General features: G+C 61.1%; 16 protein-coding genes, 1 tRNA gene and 2 pseudogenes. 12 read left to right on the top strand and 7 right to left on the bottom strand.

Annotated elements, in window-relative coordinates:
* Window positions 1–73: 73 nt before the first annotated feature.
* The gene (locus AC07OT_RS06270) at window positions 74–289 is read left to right on the top strand and encodes a hypothetical protein (protein WP_003171680.1); all 216 of its coding nucleotides are present in this window, start codon (window positions 74–76) and stop codon (window positions 287–289) included.
* Here AC07OT_RS06270 and yacG read toward each other — a convergent pair.
* From yacG to AC07OT_RS06250, 4 genes are read right to left on the bottom strand one after another with little or no spacing between them, the layout of a single operon-like run.
* Window positions 286–486 carry a DNA gyrase inhibitor YacG gene (gene yacG, locus AC07OT_RS06265; RefSeq protein WP_027604888.1) on the bottom strand — a complete coding sequence of 67 codons (201 nt, stop codon included), beginning with the start codon at window positions 484–486 and terminating at the stop codon, window positions 286–288. The two genes, AC07OT_RS06270 and yacG, sit on opposite strands and share 4 nt — an antisense overlap.
* On the bottom strand, window positions 483–1,106 hold the full coding sequence (gene coaE / locus AC07OT_RS06260; protein WP_027604887.1) for a dephospho-CoA kinase: 624 nt from the start codon (window positions 1,104–1,106) through the stop codon (window positions 483–485). Before coaE ends, yacG begins: the two co-directional genes overlap by 4 nt.
* Entirely contained in the window at window positions 1,103–1,969 is an 867-nt protein-coding gene (locus tag AC07OT_RS06255) for a prepilin peptidase (RefSeq protein ID WP_495107700.1), read from the bottom strand. Before AC07OT_RS06255 ends, coaE begins: the two co-directional genes overlap by 4 nt.
* Window positions 1,966–3,174: a type II secretion system F family protein gene (locus tag AC07OT_RS06250; protein WP_495107699.1), complete on the bottom strand. Its 1,209-nt coding sequence runs from the start codon at window positions 3,172–3,174 to the stop codon at window positions 1,966–1,968. The genes AC07OT_RS06255 and AC07OT_RS06250 overlap by 4 nt, the downstream gene beginning before the upstream one ends.
* Before the next feature lie 202 nt (window positions 3,175–3,376).
* Between AC07OT_RS06250 and AC07OT_RS06245 the strand changes: the two genes are divergently transcribed.
* From AC07OT_RS06245 to AC07OT_RS06225, 5 genes and pseudogenes are all read left to right on the top strand, one after another.
* Entirely contained in the window at window positions 3,377–3,787 is a 411-nt protein-coding gene (locus AC07OT_RS06245; RefSeq protein WP_495107765.1) for a pilin, read from the top strand.
* A 35-nt stretch (window positions 3,788–3,822) separates the two neighbouring features.
* Window positions 3,823–5,223 (top strand): O-antigen ligase family protein, encoded by a 1,401-nt coding sequence (locus AC07OT_RS06240; protein WP_495107698.1) that lies wholly within the window; start codon window positions 3,823–3,825, stop codon window positions 5,221–5,223.
* Window positions 5,224–5,271: 48 nt separating this feature from the next.
* Window positions 5,272–5,344: transfer RNA gene (locus tag AC07OT_RS06235), tRNA-Thr, on the top strand.
* A gap of 150 nt (window positions 5,345–5,494) precedes the next feature.
* Entirely contained in the window at window positions 5,495–5,800 is a 306-nt protein-coding gene (locus AC07OT_RS06230; RefSeq protein ID WP_027604882.1) for a DUF6388 family protein, read from the top strand.
* A 21-nt stretch (window positions 5,801–5,821) separates the two neighbouring features.
* Window positions 5,822–5,911: pseudogene (locus tag AC07OT_RS06225) on the top strand (outer membrane lipoprotein carrier protein LolA); the annotation flags it as partial.
* A gap of 7 nt (window positions 5,912–5,918) precedes the next feature.
* On the opposite strand, the gene nadC reads toward AC07OT_RS06225, so the two are convergent.
* Window positions 5,919–6,767, bottom strand: a complete 849-nt coding sequence (gene nadC, locus AC07OT_RS06220) for a carboxylating nicotinate-nucleotide diphosphorylase (RefSeq protein ID WP_027604881.1) — start codon at window positions 6,765–6,767, stop codon at window positions 5,919–5,921.
* Window positions 6,768–7,011: 244 nt separating this feature from the next.
* Here nadC and AC07OT_RS06215 point away from each other — a divergent pair, with 244 nt between their 5' ends.
* The 6 genes and pseudogenes from AC07OT_RS06215 (at window position 7,012) to AC07OT_RS06190 (ending at window position 13,408) form a co-directional block, all read left to right on the top strand.
* A complete protein-coding gene (locus AC07OT_RS06215; RefSeq protein ID WP_495107697.1) occupies window positions 7,012–9,162 on the top strand; it encodes a DUF1631 domain-containing protein in 2,151 nt (716 codons plus the stop codon).
* A gap of 61 nt (window positions 9,163–9,223) precedes the next feature.
* Complete coding sequence (gene ampD / locus AC07OT_RS06210) at window positions 9,224–9,787, top strand: 1,6-anhydro-N-acetylmuramyl-L-alanine amidase AmpD (protein WP_092358802.1); 564 nt, start codon at window positions 9,224–9,226, stop codon at window positions 9,785–9,787.
* A complete protein-coding gene (ampE, locus tag AC07OT_RS06205; protein ID WP_141156730.1) occupies window positions 9,784–10,620 on the top strand; it encodes a regulatory signaling modulator protein AmpE in 837 nt (278 codons plus the stop codon). The genes ampD and ampE overlap by 4 nt, the downstream gene beginning before the upstream one ends.
* Window positions 10,621–10,853: 233 nt before the next feature.
* Window positions 10,854–11,945: pseudogene (locus AC07OT_RS06200) on the top strand (methyl-accepting chemotaxis protein); the annotation flags it as partial.
* The gene (locus AC07OT_RS06195; RefSeq protein WP_495107764.1) at window positions 11,922–12,851 is read left to right on the top strand and encodes a methyl-accepting chemotaxis protein; all 930 of its coding nucleotides are present in this window, start codon (window positions 11,922–11,924) and stop codon (window positions 12,849–12,851) included. The pseudogene AC07OT_RS06200 and the gene AC07OT_RS06195, both read left to right, overlap by 24 nt.
* Window positions 12,852–12,976: 125 nt before the next feature.
* Window positions 12,977–13,408 carry a hypothetical protein gene (locus AC07OT_RS06190; RefSeq protein ID WP_115486611.1) on the top strand — a complete coding sequence of 144 codons (432 nt, stop codon included), beginning with the start codon at window positions 12,977–12,979 and terminating at the stop codon, window positions 13,406–13,408.
* On the opposite strand, the gene AC07OT_RS06185 is transcribed toward AC07OT_RS06190, so the two are convergent.
* Both AC07OT_RS06185 and cra read right to left on the bottom strand, forming a co-directional pair.
* Window positions 13,355–14,131 (bottom strand): TatD family hydrolase, encoded by a 777-nt coding sequence (locus AC07OT_RS06185; protein ID WP_115486612.1) that lies wholly within the window; start codon window positions 14,129–14,131, stop codon window positions 13,355–13,357. The genes AC07OT_RS06190 and AC07OT_RS06185 overlap by 54 nt on opposite strands.
* A 2-nt stretch (window positions 14,132–14,133) precedes the next feature.
* Window positions 14,134–15,129, bottom strand: coding sequence for a catabolite repressor/activator (gene cra, locus AC07OT_RS06180; protein WP_065938491.1), 996 nt, complete (start codon window positions 15,127–15,129; stop codon window positions 14,134–14,136).
* Window positions 15,130–15,204: the final 75 nt, after the last annotated feature.

The following is a 15,204-nucleotide window of genomic DNA, read 5'->3' as shown; positions in this document are numbered from 1 at the left end:
CAGATCAAATCCCGCGCAGCCGAGCAGGCCCATGCTCTGCGAAGTTTTCCTAGGCAAGGCGGGAGCACGAATCATGAGTGTGTACGAGTGGGCACGGCAGGAGTTGCGCAGGAGCCAGGATGCGGCACAGGAAATCGGTTTCGACCCGGGCTTGACCCTGCGCGCGATGCTCAGCGCGGTGGTGCAGCAGAGCAAGGGCGTACGCAGTTTCGAAGACCTGGCCGACGAGCTGCAATACCTCGCAGAAAACCTCGACGACCAGCAGGAATACGCCTTTATGCGGCCTTAGTGGCGCGGCGGCAGGTCTTCGGAAAACAGCTCGTCTTCGGCATCCGGCGCCACGGGGATCTTGTGTTCCTCGGCGGCCCATGCGCCCAGGTCGATGAGCTTGCAACGGTCCGAGCAGAACGGCCGGTTGGGGTTGGCTGCATTCCATTCCACGGGTGCACCGCAGGTTGGGCAGTCGACGGTCAAGGGTTGGCTCATGATCGGCCTCCACGCAAAGTAAGGTAAAAGTGGTGCAGTCGCTCGACCTCGCTGTGCAGCCAGGCGAGGTCCTGGTCATTGACCAGCACGTCATCGGCATGGTTCAGGCGGTCTTCACGGCTGGACTGTGCCTTGAGAATTGCCTGAACCTGTTGTTCGCTGATGCCGTCGCGCTGCAGGGTACGCTGAATCTGCAGCGATTGCGGCACGTCGATCACCAGGATGCGCTGGGTCATGCTGTACTGGCCGGATTCGATCAGCAGCGGGGACACCAGGATCGCGTAAGGCGAGCGGGCGCGAGCCAGGTGACTGCGAATCTCCTCGCCAATCAACGGGTGCAGCAAGGCTTCCAGCCAGCGGCGCTCTTCGGGCACCTCAAAGATCAGCTTGCGCAACGCGGCGCGGTCCAACTGGCCGTCAGGCTGCAATACGCCGGCACCAAAATGCTCGGCGATGCGGGCCAGCGCCGGCCGGCCGGGTTCGACCACCCAGCGCGCGGCGTGATCAGCGTCCACCAGGTCAATGCCCAGGTCGATAAAGTGCTGGGCTGCCGCACTTTTACCGCTGCCGATGCCACCGGTGAGGCCAAGAATCCAAGGTGTTGCAACAGGAGTGGTCATCTGAAACCGACAGACTGCAAATAGAAGTCGGTTATTTGACCACCCCAGAGCAATGCAATCCAGCCGGCAATTGCCAGATACGGACCAAACGGCATCGGCGTGGACGCCAGGGTCTTGCGCAGGCGCATCAGGATCAACCCGACAAACACCCCCACCAGCGACGACATCAACAGTGTCATCGGCAATATCTGCCAGCCGCCCCAGGCGCCGAGCAAGGCCAGTAACTTGAAATCACCGTGGCCCATGCCGTCTTTGCCGGTGACCAGCTTGAACAGCCAGAACACGCTCCACAGGCTCATGTAGCCGATCACGGTGCCCCATAGTGCGTCGGGTAATGTCGTCAGTAATCCAAAACTGTTGACGATCAGGCCCAGCCACAGCAATGGCAGCACCAGCACATCCGGGAGCAACTGGTGGTCTGCGTCGATCAGGCTCATTGCCAGCAATCCCCAACTCAACACCAGCACCGTTGCGGCCTGCCATCCAAAGCCGAAATGCCAGGCGACCCAGGCCGAGATCAACCCGCAGGCGAGTTCCGTGAAAGGGTAGCGTGGGCTGATGGCTCCCTGGCAATGGGCGCAGCGCCCCCTGAGCATCAGGTAGCTGAGCAGTGGGATATTTTCCCACGGCCGGATGGGATGGTCACAGTGTGGGCAGCATGAGTTGGGGTGCATCAGGTTGTAGGTCGGCCCGCCAGGTTCGGCAGGCAAGCCGAGCACTTCATGGGCCTGGGCACGCCATTCCCGTTCGAGCATTTTTGGCAGGCGCCAGACCAGCACGTTGAGGAAACTGCCGACGATGAGCCCCAGCACCAGCGCGATGGTGGCAAAGGCTAATGGGTGCTCGTTCAGCAGCAGGCTCAAAATGCACTCCCCAGTTGGAAGACCGGCAGGTACATGGCGATGACCAGCGCGCCGACAATGCCCCCCAGCACCACCATGATCAACGGTTCCATCAGGCTGGTGAGGTTGTCGACCAGGTGGTCCACGTCAGCCTCATAGTGGCTGGCGACCTTTTCCAGCATGTGTTCCAGGGTGCCCGACTCTTCGCCGATCGCCGTCAGTTGGATCGCCATGCCGGGAAACAGGCCGCTGTTGAGCATGGATTGATTCAGTTGCATTCCGTTAGATACATCGTGACGCATATGTTCGATTGCCTGTTTGAACGGGCCGTTTCCCGCGGCGCCCGCGACTGAGTCCAATGCCTGTACCAGTGGAACACCGGCGGCAAAGGTCGTGGAGAGCGTGCGGGCGTAGCGGGCCACGGAGGATTTTGTCAGCAGTTTGCCTGCCAGGGGCGCTTTCAACAAACCGGTGTCCAGCCAGCAGCGAAACCCCGACGAGGTCCGATAGGCCTGGCGCAGTCCAGCGGCTCCCGCGACGATGCCCAATACCAGCATCCACCATGCGTGCTGCATGAACGCCGACAGGGCGATCACGTGCAAGGTAAATGCCGGCAGTTTGCCGTCGACTCCGGCGAACAGGGCCTGGAACTGCGGCACCACGTGGACCAGCAGTATGCCGGTGACCAGGCTGGCAACCACCAGGACAGCAACGGGGTAGGTCATGGCCTTTTTGATCCTGGCCTTGAGCCGCTCACTCTTTTCCCGGTGGATCGCCACCCTCTCCAGCAGTGTCTCAAGCGCCCCGGCCTGTTCGCCGGCGGCCACCAGGTTGCAGTACAGCTCATCGAAATGACGCGGTTGTTTGCGTAATGCCTCAGCCAGGCTGCTGCCGGCGGCGATCGCTTGTTTAAGCCCCATCACCTGTTCACGCACAGCGCGATTGTCGACGCCTTCGCTGATGATGTTGAAGGCTTGCAGGAGTGGAACTCCAGCCTTCAGCAGCGTAGCCAGTTGGCGCGTGAACAGCGTGATATCAGCCGCTTTGACTGATGGGGTGAGGTTTGGCAGCAGCAGGGATTGCTTGCGCACACGACCGGGGCTGATCCCTTGCTGGCGCAGTTGTGCCTTGACCAGGGCCGCGTTGTGCCCCTTGGTTTGCCCGGATACCCTGCGCCCTTTACGGTTGATGCCTTCCCAGGCGTAAATCGTTGAAGCGTTGTTCATGTTGCGGTTCCGCATACAGGCTGTCGAAGATTTATAGCTTAGTCAGGTGACGGATTCAGGCATGCCGATGGCGCGGGATAAAAATGTCAGAATGTGCGTCTTGAGCGCGATTGGCCGCTTGCGGGTGAGTACACTGGCGCCGTTGCAAAAACGGGGTGCAGGACGCGCCTTGTCATGAGTTCTATTCGGGAGAGTGAATGTGATACGTCAGAAAGGCTTTACCTTGATCGAGTTGTTGATCGTCGTGGCAATCATCGGCATTTTGGCCACCATCGGCTTGCCCATGTACACCACCCACCAGGCCAAGGCCAAGTTCACTGCCGGCCTGGCAGAAATTGCCGCGTTGAAGGCCGGTTACGAAGACACCATCAACCAGGGCTCCGTACCCACCGTGGCCTTGATCGGCGGCACCAGTCCTACGGCCAACTGCAGGATCGAGGTGGCAGGCGATGTGGCCACGGGTGCGGGCTCCATCAGCTGCGAAATACTCGACGCACCGGCACCGGTGCTGGGCAAGACCATCACCCTGGTCCGCAGCGCCACCGGCTGGAAGTGCGCGACGACCGCTGAAGCGAAATATGCCAGCAAGGGCTGCGGCACCGACGGCGCGTAACTGCTAAACCATCCACAGGGAAGTAGAGGTGGCCGATGGTGTTATCCGTGCAGCAGCGAGGCGGTGTTTTCCTGGTAGCAGCGGTGTGCCTGTTGAGTGTCGGGATTTGTGCGCCATTCGGCGGGCATGATCTACAGCGTGTTACGCAAATTGCCATCGGGTTTTGCGCGGTGCTGTATGGGTTGTCGGTTACTTCCACTGAACCTTGGGTAGACAGGCCCACTGCCTGGGGCGTGGCGCTGGTTGTGGGGCTGGGCGTGCTGTCGTCGACGCTGGCCCATCAGCCGCTGTGGGCACTGACCGAAGTGGCGCTGTTTGTCAGCTGCGCGGCGATTGCCGTCGCCTTTGCCCTGGTTCGTCGTCACGGCGGCGAGCCTTTGGATCGCGTGCTGATCCTGGTTGTGGTGTTGCTGTGCCTGATCAAGTCGGTTCAGTATCTGTATGCCGGTACGTTGCTGCTCGTCAGTGGCGAGCGCGTACTGGACCCTGGCGGGTTGCTGTCGGGCTTTTCCAACAAGCGTTTCTACGGACAGTTTCAGACATTTACCTTGCCATTGCTGGCGCTGCCTTTACTGATACCCAATGTCTCCCGCGCCTTGCGGGGGATGGTGTTTGCGTTGCTGTGTGTCTGGTGGATGATCGCAATCAGCGGCGGTACGCGGGGTACCTGGCTTGGCATGGGCGTGGCGGGCGTGATGTTGGCGCTGCTTGGGCCTTGGGGGCGTCGCTGGCTGGGATGGCAGTCGGCCGCAGCGTTGATTGGGCTGTGGCTGTATTGGCTGGTATTCACGGGACTGTCGGATTACCTGGGGATTGCGCTCACCAGTGATGCTGGAGATCGCCTCACCACCTCGCTGTCGGGACGGGGCCCGATCTGGTGGCAGGCGTGGTACATGCTCATCGAGCGCCCGTGGCTTGGTTTTGGGCCGATGCATTTTGCCGATATTGCCAACAGGATTGCCGCTCATCCCCATCAGGCGATTCTGCAATGGGCCAGCGAATGGGGTGTGCCCTCGGCGCTGTGCGTGGCGGTGTTGGCATGGCGAGGCGGCTGGGCCGCGTTGGCTGTGCTGCGCGAGCGAGCGCTGTCCGCCGCGCGGGTTGACCTGCTGCGCTTGTGCCTGTTCGCGGCGTTGGTGGGGGCGCTGGTGCAGTCCATGGTCGATGGTGTGATAGTGATGCCCAACTCCCAGGTCTGGTTGGCGCTGGTGGTGGGCTGGCTGATGGCGCTGCATGAGCTGCGCACGCCAGCAAGCGCTGCGCTGCCGTTGGCCCGCAGGCTATGGAAAGCCTTGGCTGTGTTGGCCGTTGGTCTGTTGGTGTTTATCGCGGTGCGCGATGTGCCTCACCTCCAGCAAGCCCAAAAACAGTATCTGGGCGATGAAGGTCGTCACCTGCAACCACGCTTCTGGGCCCAGGGGGTCATTGCCCGTTGAAGGGCGCAAGTTGCCGGACGCCTGATGCGGTGCTAGCTTTAGCCCACCGCCCGTGTAGCTCAGTTGGTAGAGCAGCGCACTCGTAACGCGAAGGTCGCAGGTTCGATTCCTGTCTCGGGCAAAAAGGCAATACTGCTTCAAAGGCAATGTTTTCAGATGATCCCAGAATGGTTCTGAAGGCCAGACGAGTTGGCACGTGTGCCGGCTCTTTTGTATCTGCGCAACCTTGATGACCCAGATGCATCCCCATTCCTCGATCTAAGAGAACGACATGACCACGACTGAAATGACCCAAGAAGTTCGGCATCAAGCAGCCCTCGAAAAATACCTTGAGGAATCGCCGCAGCTCAAAGAAGAGATCAAGGACCTGAGCGCCGATGATCAGCGCGACCAGATCCAGTGGGCGTTTGAGGACGAGGCCGAGAGCCAGGGCTTCCAGCCTTGGGAACTGACCCTCAAGTACACCTCGACGCCGGAAGAGTTCGAAGCGGCACGGCTGGCCTTGCACAAAGAGGCGGCCGAGGTGCTGGGTGTCGAATGGGAAGAATACTGCGAGATGAACGACCTGGTCGTTTAAAAGCAGCTTGTAGGAGCGAGCTTGCTCGCGAAAATCGCTAACGATGACGCGGGCTGCCTGGTTCCCTGCGGCGTTCTCAGGTTTTTCGCGAGCAAGCTCGCTCCTACAGTTAAGGTGCTCAGATACTGAGGCGCATCGACAAATCCACCGCCTTCACATCCTTGGTCATCGCACCAATGGAAATGTAGTCCACCCCCGTCTCCGCGATAGGCAGCAGGGTACTTTCATTGATCCCGCCGCTGGCTTCCAGCTTGGCCTTGCCGCCATTCAGGCGCACGGCTTCACGCATATCTTCCAGGCTCAACTCATCAAGCATGACGATGTCGGCGCCCGCCGCCAGCGCTTCGCGCAGTTCGTCCAGGCTCTCCACTTCGATTTCCACCGGCTTGCCGGGTGCGATCTTGTGGGCGGCGCTGATGGCTTGGGCAATCCCGCCGCTGGCAGCGATGTGGTTTTCCTTGATCAGGAACGCATCATACAAACCGATACGGTGGTTGTGGCAGCCACCGCAGGTCACCGCGTATTTCTGCGCGAGGCGCAGGCCGGGCAGGGTTTTTCGAGTGTCCAGCAGCTTGACCTGGGTGCTGGCGACAAAATCCGCCAGGAACCGGGCGCGTGTGGCGACCCCGGAGAGTAACTGCAGGAAGTTCAGGGCAGAGCGCTCGCCACTGAGCAGCGAACGCGCCGGCCCCTCCAGGTGGAACAGTGCCTGGTTGGGGCTGACGCGTTCGCCGTCGGCCACCTGCCAGTGCACGGCGACCCGTGGGTCCAGTTGGCGGAATACGGCATCCACCCAAGCAGTGCCGGCGATGACTGCGGCGTCGCGGGTAATGATGGTGGCCGTGGCCAGCCGTTCGGCCGGGATCAACTGTGCGGTGATGTCGCCGCTGCCGATGTCTTCCAGGAGCGCGCGGCGCACGTTGGCTTCGATTTCAGCGGTGAGGTCGGCAAGACGGAGGTTCGGCATAACAGGCTCCACAAACAAAGTGTCCCGATTATAGGGGCAGTGTGCGTTTGAACCCAGGCTCACCACTCATTTACAGCGCAATGTCAGAGTTTGCTGGCGCAACGGCACTCATTTGCAAGATAATCTCGCGCCTTGCAATTGGCGTCATAGCTTTGACGTCCTGGTGATAACCGGTTATCCACAGCCTTATTGGGCCTGTACCCGATCTTTCCCCAACGCTTTACCGCCGTTTCAGGAGGCCAGGATGCACAATGACGGAAAGGTGGTGCCAATCAACAAGGCACAAGCCACGCCATCGCCGCTCGCGCGCCTGCCGGTGGTGCTGCTGCAGGTTCGCGACAAGGCGGCGCAGCAGTTGCAGCAGGGTTTACAGGAACTGTTCGATAACGCCGACGACACCTTGTTCGAAATGGCCGACAAGGCCCGCAGCAACGTGGACCACCATATCTTCTTTGAGGCCATGCGCGACCTGCGCCTCAAGCGCAAGAATTTCGAGCGCGTGTTCATGGAGCGGCTGTTCGAAGCCTTTGGCAACCTGGGGCTGGCGGGCCGTGGTGAACTTCAGTTGGTGCCGGTGGTGTCCTATGACGCGGCCTCAGGCACGTCCAAGGATGACCTGGAAAAAGCCGTCGCGCTTGAGGCCATGCTGGGCCGGGTGCGCCACCGCGACGGCCTGGCGCTGTCGCAACTCACGGCACGCTTGAGTGCCTTGCTCGGCAATCGCCTGGACGACCGTGAAAACCCCCTGGGCCCGGCGCTGTTGTGCGAGTTTTTCCTGCGTGCCGGGCGTAGCCTGGGCGTGGAGATCCGCGTCAAGCTGATCATGCTCAAGCTGTTTGAAAAATACGTCCTCAGTGATGCTGACCAGCTGTACGGTGAAGCCAATCAACTGCTGGTCGCGACCGGCGTGTTGCCGGAACTCAAGGCTGCGCCATCCCGTCGTCCCTGTGGCCGTGCCACCCGTGATCATCAGCGTGAAGAGGTATTGCCGAGCACCGACCAGCCCATCGACGAAAATGGCCAGCAAGCCTTCAGCGCCTTGCAGGCGTTGTTGACCGTCGTGCGTGGTAGCGTGTCGCCTACCCTTGAAGCCAGTGCCGAACCCCAGCCCATCGCCACCCGCGATCTGCTGCGGCTGTTATCCCACTTGCAGCAGTACGTCCCGGAGCCGGAAGCCGAGGATGATTTCGACCTGTGTAACCAGCTCGAGCAGTTGCTCACCCGTGTCAGCGTCAAGAGTGGCAAGTCGCGGGTGGTGGAGGATGCGGATGAAGATGTGATCAACCTGATCGCCCTGCTGTTCGAATTCATCCTCAATGACCGCGCAGTGCCGGACGCCTTCAAGGCCTTGATCGGCCGCCTGCAGATCCCGATGCTGAAAGTGGCGGTGCTGGACAAGAGCTTTTTCAGTCGCCCCGGCCACCCGGCTCGGCGCCTGTTGAATGAAATCGCGACCACTGCCATGGGCTGGAGCCCGGTCGATGACTTCCAGCGCGACAGCCTGTACCTGCGCATAGAGCAGGTGGTTCAGCGTTTACTCAATGAGTTTGTTGAAGATCCGGCGATTTTTTCCCAATTGCTGACTGAATTCACTGCGTTCACCGCCGATGAGCGTCGTCGCAGCGAATTGCTTGAACAGCACACCCGCCATGCTGAAGAAGGGCGCGTGCGCACTGAAGCGGCGCGTGCACGGGTGGCCGAGGTACTGAATCGACGGATGCTCGGCAAGGTTTTACCGCAGGCGGTAGTGCAGTTCCTGCAACAGGCCTGGAGCCAGGTGCTGTTGCTGGCCAGCCTCAAGCACGGCGAGCAGTCGGTGCAATGGCAAGCAGGGCTGCGCACCATGGATGAGCTGATCTGGAGTGTCAGCCTGCCGGCAGACACTGAAGCCGGGGTGCACTTGCTGGAGCAGTTGCCCGGGTTGCTCAAGGCACTGCGCGACGGGTTGACCAGCGCTGCATTCGACCCCTTCAGCACCCGTGATTTTTTTGTGCGCTTGCAGACCCTGCATGTCCGGCCGCCCGAGGGGGGCGATGAATGGCTCGAAGTGCGTGAACCCTTTGTGTTCAGCGTACTGCCACTCGATTCCCTCGAGGGCCTGCCGGAGGATGATCCGGACCTGGCCAAGGTACACCAATTGCGCGTCGGTGACTGGGTCGTGTTCCAGCAGGGCCCGGCAGGCACCCTGCGGTGCAAGCTGACGGCGATCATGGCGCCGGCCAACACCTATATTTTTGTCGGCCGTACCGGGCTCAAGGTCCTGGAGAAGAGTGCCGGCCAACTGGCGATGGCATTCAAGCGTGGCGCGCTGCATAACCTCGACGATGAGCCGCTGTTCGAGCGGGCGCTGGCGGCGGTGGTGGGCAAGCTGCGTCAACTCAATCGCGGCAAGTGATCGCAACCACGGGGTCGAACGCGGCATACTGGTCACACTTAGTCATGTTCAAGGATCCTGTATGCAGTTGGACCCCGCCAGCGGCTGGTGCCAGGGCATTCGCCATTGCCCTTCACCCAACTTCAACGAGCGCCCGGCAGGCGAAATCTCACTGTTGGTGGTGCATAACATCAGCCTGCCACCCGCGCAGTTCGCTACCGGCAAAGTGCAGGAGTTTTTCCAGAATCGCTTGGACGTCACGGAACATCCCTACTTTGAAGGGATTGCCGACCTACGGGTGTCTGCGCATTTTCTGATTGAGCGCGATGGCACGGTGACGCAGTTTGTGTCCTGCATAGACCGGGCCTGGCATGCCGGGGTCTCGTGTTTCGAAGGGCGTGAGACGTGCAATGACTTTTCCCTGGGCATAGAGCTTGAAGGTACGGATGATTTGCCGTTCACCAACCCCCAGTATGTGTCGCTGATCGACCTGACACGGCAGTTGCTGGCAGCCTATCCAGGTATTACGCCGCAGCGTATCTGCGGCCATAGCGATATCGCTCCGGGGCGCAAGACCGATCCCGGCCCCGCTTTTGATTGGGTGCGCTTTCGCAGCGCCCTGCAGGATGGAGGACACGCACGATGAGTTTTCTGGTGTTGGTGCTGGCCGTGTGGATCGAGAAGTTCTCGGCCCTGCGCCAGCGGTTGCAGCGTGATGGCGGCTGGTTGCGCGAATTGGCCAAGTTGGAGTCGAGCCCGCGCATGGGCAAGCAGCCGTGGCTGATTCTGGTCCTGCTGGTGTTGCTGCCGGTGGCGTTGCTGGCGTTGTTGTTGCTGGTGCTGGAACCGGTGGCCTATGGTTTGTTGGCGCTGCCGGTGCACTTGCTGGTGGTGATCTACAGCCTGGGCCGTGGCGATCTATTGGCTGGGCTGGGGCCATTTCGCGATGCCTGGCGCCGTGGTGACCTGCAGGCGGCCGAACATGTGGCCGAGCGCGACCTGAAGCTGGGCGCCGACAGCGGCGAGCAACTGTTGGAGCGCGTCCAGGGCCATCTGTTGTGGCAGGCCTACCAGAGTTTTTTCGCCGTGATTTTCTGGTACTTCCTGTTAGGACCGGTCGCTGCGTTGGCCTATCGGCTGCTGGCGCTCGCCAGTGAGCATAGCCACAACCCTCTGGTGGCCGAGCGCGCCGGGCAATTGCGTCACGCGTTCGACTGGCTGCCGGTGCGCCTGCTGGCGGCCAGTTTTGCCCTGGTGGGCAACTTCGTCGCGGTCAGCCGTGTCATGCTTCACGAGTTGTTGAGCTGGGACATCAGCGCGGCGCAATTGGTGGAAAAAGTCGGCCTGGTCGCCGCTGAAATCCCCCCTCCGGCCCTGGGTGCCGAAGGCATCAATAGCCTGGATCACCTGTGGGAACTGCTGCTGCGTGCAGCGGTGCTGTGGTATGCCGGTTTTGCCATTTGGACCGTGTTGCCCTGACTCCTGTGCTGAGCGGGCTTGTCGAATCGTCGCACCGCCCGCGCCGGGCTGCTTAGCAGCCCGCTGCAATCCTCGTCCGTTAACTTTACGTTACAAAACTCCCTTTCAAATTGAGCTATACAGACAGAGCGCCAAATAGTGGCTTTCTGCCGCCGCCCTGCGCCCGAATAAAAATAAAACAAAGAAAAGGGAGGTCACCTGTGAAGAGCTTGCTCTATCCCGCCGTCGCGCTGATGAACCGTCTTAGCTTCGGCATGAAGTTCAGCCTGATCAGCGTGCTGTTCCTGCTACCGATGCTGGCTACCAACTATTACCTGGTGCGTGATTCCTGGCGCGAATTCCAGGGCACCCGTGTCGAGCTGCAAAGTCTGGATTTGCTCGGCAGCAGCCTGGTCCTGCGCCGTGACCTGGAAACCCTCAATAACCAGGTGCAGATCAACGCAATACTTGGCCAGTCCGGCAAGGCCGCTGACCTTGAGGGCAAGATCAGCGCCTTGGAGCAGAGCGTGCTCGCCCGTCTGCAAGGCCTCACCCCGATGGCTGCCGAACCTGAGCAAATCGCCGCCTTTGAAGGTAAGCGTGACGAACTGATCACCGCCTTCCAGGCCCAGCAACAGGAAAGCTCGCTGCAGAGCAAAAGTGCGTTGATCGGCAAGTTGCTCAACAAGGCCCAGATGCTCAGCCAGATCGTTGCCAGTCAGTCCGGCTTGAGCCGCGATCCCCAGAGTGACTTGCGCCAGCTCAGCGAGCTGATCACCAGCGTCACCCCGCAGGTCACCCAGACCTTGGGAGAAGGCCGGGCGATGGGGGCCTACTCCCTGGGCCAGGGTTTTCTCAACTCATCTTCCAGTACCCGCTTCGACGAACTGCTGCAACAGTTGGAAAAGCTCCAGGCCGAATACGCCTTGAAATTGCAGGACGTCCTGGGCTCCAGCAACGCCGCGCATGCAGCACTCGACAGCCTGGCCAAGACCAGCAACGCCAGCCTCAAGCACGGCAGCGAGTTGTTCGAAGAACAGGTGGTGATGGCCGAAACCCTTGATGCGCCCTGGCAGGGTTTCTATGACAGCGTCAGCCAATTGATGGAGCAGACCTATCAGCTCGATGACGCCACCCTGACGTTCCTCGGGCAGCAACTGGAGCAGCGCCTGGCGCAGAACCGTACGCACATGGTGGTGCTGGTCTCGGCGCTGACGGCGGTGTTTTTGCTGATCTTTTACCTGTATGCAGGGTTCTACGCGTCTACGCGCACTACGTTGCGGCGCCTGGGGGCGATGATGGACAAGGTGGCCGCCGGCGACATGACCGTTACCTTTGTAGCCCGAAGCCGCGATGAGTTGGGCGACCTGGGCCAAGTGTTCAACGGCACCGTGGCGAAAATTCATGACTTGATCGAGCGCGTCGGGCATACCGTCAGCCAGGTCGAGTTGCAGGCCGGCCAAGTGGAAACGGTCTCGGCCCGGAGCAATCAGGCGGTCTCGGGCCAGCGCATGCAGATTGAGCAGGTGGCGACGGCCATGAATCAAATGTCCTCCACCGCCCAGGAAGTGGCGCGCAGTGCCGCAGCGGCGGTCAGCAGTGCCCACAGCGTCAACGATGAAACCGTCAATGGCCGCTGCCTGGTGCAATCCCAGCAGGGCAGCATTGCGCGGCTGGCCTCGGAGATCGACCAGTCGGTAAGGGTGATCAACCAATTGGCCACCGACAGCCAGTCCATCAGCAGCGTCCTGGAGGTGATCAAGAGCATCGCCGAGCAGACCAACCTGCTGGCACTCAATGCGGCCATCGAGGCCGCACGGGCGGGTGAGCAGGGACGCGGCTTTGCCGTGGTGGCCGACGAGGTGCGAACCCTGGCCCGGCGGACCCAGCATTCCACCGAAGAAATCGAGCAAATGATCAGCCGCCTGCACAGCGGCGTGGCCGCAGCCGTGAAGGCCATGGGCACCAGCCATGAAATGGCCAGCGGCACCGTGGAACAGTCGGACAAGGTCCAGCAAGCCTTGGAAAATATCCTCGGTGCCGTGGGCATGATCGTCGATCAGAATCAGCAGATCGCCGCAGCGGTGGAGCAGCAGACCGCCGTTGCCCATGACATCGACCAGAATATCGTCGAAATCAATCGTGCCGGCGAGCATGCTGCCCAAGGCGCGCATCAGACTGAAGCGGCGAGCCGGCAGCTGTCGATACAGGTGATCGAGTTGAAGCAACTGATCGGGGCCTTTCGTGTGTAAGTCGATGGCGTAGGATTGGTCTTGGGTTGGTGTAGTGCCTGTCCTGATTTCCTGAAGTGCCTTTTATGCGCGGGTGAATGAGTGAAAATTTGTGTCACTCAATCAGGTCCAAGAGAGGCACGACGATGAGCATTGCAGTCGGCATCAAGGGGCACTGCGCCCATTGCGACATCACGTTTGAACTCAAGCCTTGGCAGTTGAATGCCATCGCCATTGAAGAACCCTTTGATTGCCCGTATTGCCAGCGCGTCCTGGAGTTGAACTGCCCCCGGCAGTTGCGGCATTTCAAGGCGCTGGACCACTGGGCGCTGGTACGCCCGAGCATGGCTGTGCTGACCTGCGTGGTGCTGATCGTGGCGCTGGTGACGGAGTGGATTGGCCTGATCAGTGTGGTCGGGCAGCTCAACGTGTCATTGGTGGTGCTGCTGGTGCACTTCCTGGTGCTGCGCTACGTCCGCCATCGGCAGCGCATGACTTTGAACCTGCAAGCGGTGACCCCGGTACTACCACTTGAACAGCTCGCACGCATTGCGTGTGCTCGCCTCGGCCAGCGCTAGGGGGCTGGTGCCCATGCGCTCGGCCAGGGCGGTGCAGATCGCCGGCAGGTGCTGTGGGCTGTTGCGCTGGCCCGGGTACATGGCCGGCGCCATGTCGGGGGCGTCGGTTTCCAGTACGACCGCGTTCAGCGGCAACTGTGCCAGCACTTTATGCATGCGCAGGGCCTGGGGCCATGTGGCTGCGCCGCCCAGGCCGAGCTTGAACCCGAGCTTGATGTATTCGTGGGCTTCTTCCCGGCTGCCGGCAAACGCGTGGATGATGCCGCCCCGTGGCAGGCGGATGCGCTTGAGTGTGGCGATCACGGCCGCGTGGCTGCGGCGTACGTGGAGCAGCGCCGGCAGTTGGAAGTCCACCGCCAGTTTGAGTTGGGCTTCGAACAGGCTTTGCTGGCCTTCGCGATCCAGCTGTTCGAGAAAGTAATCCAGGCCGATCTCACCTACCGCGCAGAGCTGTCGATGGCCGTGGAGGCGGGTCAACCAGTCGCCCAACTCCGTCAGGTCGACGGGCTTGTGCTCATCGAGGTACACCGGGTGAAGGCCAAAGGCCGCGAACAAACCGGCATCCGCCTGCACCAGATCCCACAGCCGCTGCCAATTCTGTTGATACACCCCCAGCACCACCATGCGCCGCACGCCCAACTCACGGCTGTGGGCGAGGACTTCCCGGCGATCGCTGTCGAAGTCCGGGAAGTCCAGGTGGGTGTGGGTGTCGATCAGCTCCACGCTCAGGCCTCGTGGATACGCTGCTTGAAGGTCCGGCCGATGGCGTGCACGCCCGGTTGGTACTGTTCTTCTTCAATGGCGGCCAGGGCCAGGCGCAGGGCGGTGTCGGCAATCAGCTGATGTTGCTGGGCCATGGCGTTGACCGGCAGCGGCAGGAAGTCCAGCAACTGGGTGTCACCAAACGTGCCCAGGCGCAGCGGGCGTGACTTGAGCGGGAAGTCATGCAATGCGTCGAACACACCTTGCAGCAGCACGTAGGACGTGGTCACCAAGGCGTCAGGCAAGTGCCCCAGTTGATGCAGAAGTTGCTCCATCAGCTGTCGGCCACAGTCGCGGCTGAAGGCTTCACCGTGTTCGACGATGACCTCGCCGGTGAAACCGTCAAGCGCTTCACGGAAGCCAGCCGCACGCTCCTGGCTGATGCTCAGCTCGGGCCGCGCGCCAATCAGCACGATCTGCTTGGGCAACGGTTGCAGCAAGCTGCTGGTCAATTGCTGGCAGGCCTGGCGGTCGTCGCTGACCACCGAGCAGAACTGGTCCGCCCCCATTACCCGGTCGATGGCAATCACCGGCAAACCCTTGGCTTGCAGCTCGCGGTAACTGTCATCGCTGGCCGGCAGGCAACTGGCGACGAACAGCGCGTCGCAACGGCGGGCGCGGAACAGTTGCAGCAGTTGGCGCTCGCTGTCGGCTTCATCGTCTGAGCTGGCGATCAGCAACTGATAGCCGCGGGCCCGTGCACCTTGCTCCAGCAGCTTTGCGATGCGTGCGTAACTGGGGTTTTCCAGATCCGGCAGGATGAACCCCAGGGTACGGGTGTGCCGGCTGCGCAGCCCTGCGGCCTGGGGGTTGGGCGTAAAGCCATGGGCTTCAACCACGGCACGCACGCGCTCGACGGTCGCGCTGCTGATGCGTTGCTGTGCGGCTTTGCCATTGATGACATAGCTGGCGGTGGTCACGGACACACCGGCCAGACGTGCGATATCACTGAGTTTCAAACCGGGATTTCCTTGTTTTTTGGAGCTCGCCCCGACATTTTGTCCAATCGTAACCGATTCCTGCACGCGACTAAT

Source organism: Pseudomonas sp. GW821-FHT09C10, assembly GCF_059418085.1.
This window is presented reverse-complemented; position numbering and strand designations above follow the sequence as displayed.

Bases quoted from the DNA above. Each gene is read 5' to 3' on its own strand.
- AC07OT_RS06270 (WP_003171680.1), top strand. From the start codon at position 74: ATGAGTGTGTACGAGTGGGCACGGCAGGAGTTGCGCAGGAGCCAGGAT.
- yacG (WP_027604888.1), bottom strand. From the start codon at position 486: ATGAGCCAACCCTTGACCGTCGACTGCCCAACCTGCGGTGCACCCGTG.
- coaE (WP_027604887.1), bottom strand. From the start codon at position 1,106: ATGACCACTCCTGTTGCAACACCTTGGATTCTTGGCCTCACCGGTGGC.
- AC07OT_RS06250 (WP_495107699.1), bottom strand. From the start codon at position 3,174: ATGAACAACGCTTCAACGATTTACGCCTGGGAAGGCATCAACCGTAAA.
- AC07OT_RS06240 (WP_495107698.1), top strand. From the start codon at position 3,823: ATGGTGTTATCCGTGCAGCAGCGAGGCGGTGTTTTCCTGGTAGCAGCG.
- AC07OT_RS06230 (WP_027604882.1), top strand. From the start codon at position 5,495: ATGACCACGACTGAAATGACCCAAGAAGTTCGGCATCAAGCAGCCCTC.
- nadC (WP_027604881.1), bottom strand. From the start codon at position 6,767: ATGCCGAACCTCCGTCTTGCCGACCTCACCGCTGAAATCGAAGCCAAC.
- AC07OT_RS06215 (WP_495107697.1), top strand. From the start codon at position 7,012: ATGCACAATGACGGAAAGGTGGTGCCAATCAACAAGGCACAAGCCACG.
- ampD (WP_092358802.1), top strand. From the start codon at position 9,224: ATGCAGTTGGACCCCGCCAGCGGCTGGTGCCAGGGCATTCGCCATTGC.
- ampE (WP_141156730.1), top strand. From the start codon at position 9,784: ATGAGTTTTCTGGTGTTGGTGCTGGCCGTGTGGATCGAGAAGTTCTCG.
- AC07OT_RS06195 (WP_495107764.1), top strand. From the start codon at position 11,922: ATGACCGTTACCTTTGTAGCCCGAAGCCGCGATGAGTTGGGCGACCTG.
- AC07OT_RS06190 (WP_115486611.1), top strand. From the start codon at position 12,977: ATGAGCATTGCAGTCGGCATCAAGGGGCACTGCGCCCATTGCGACATC.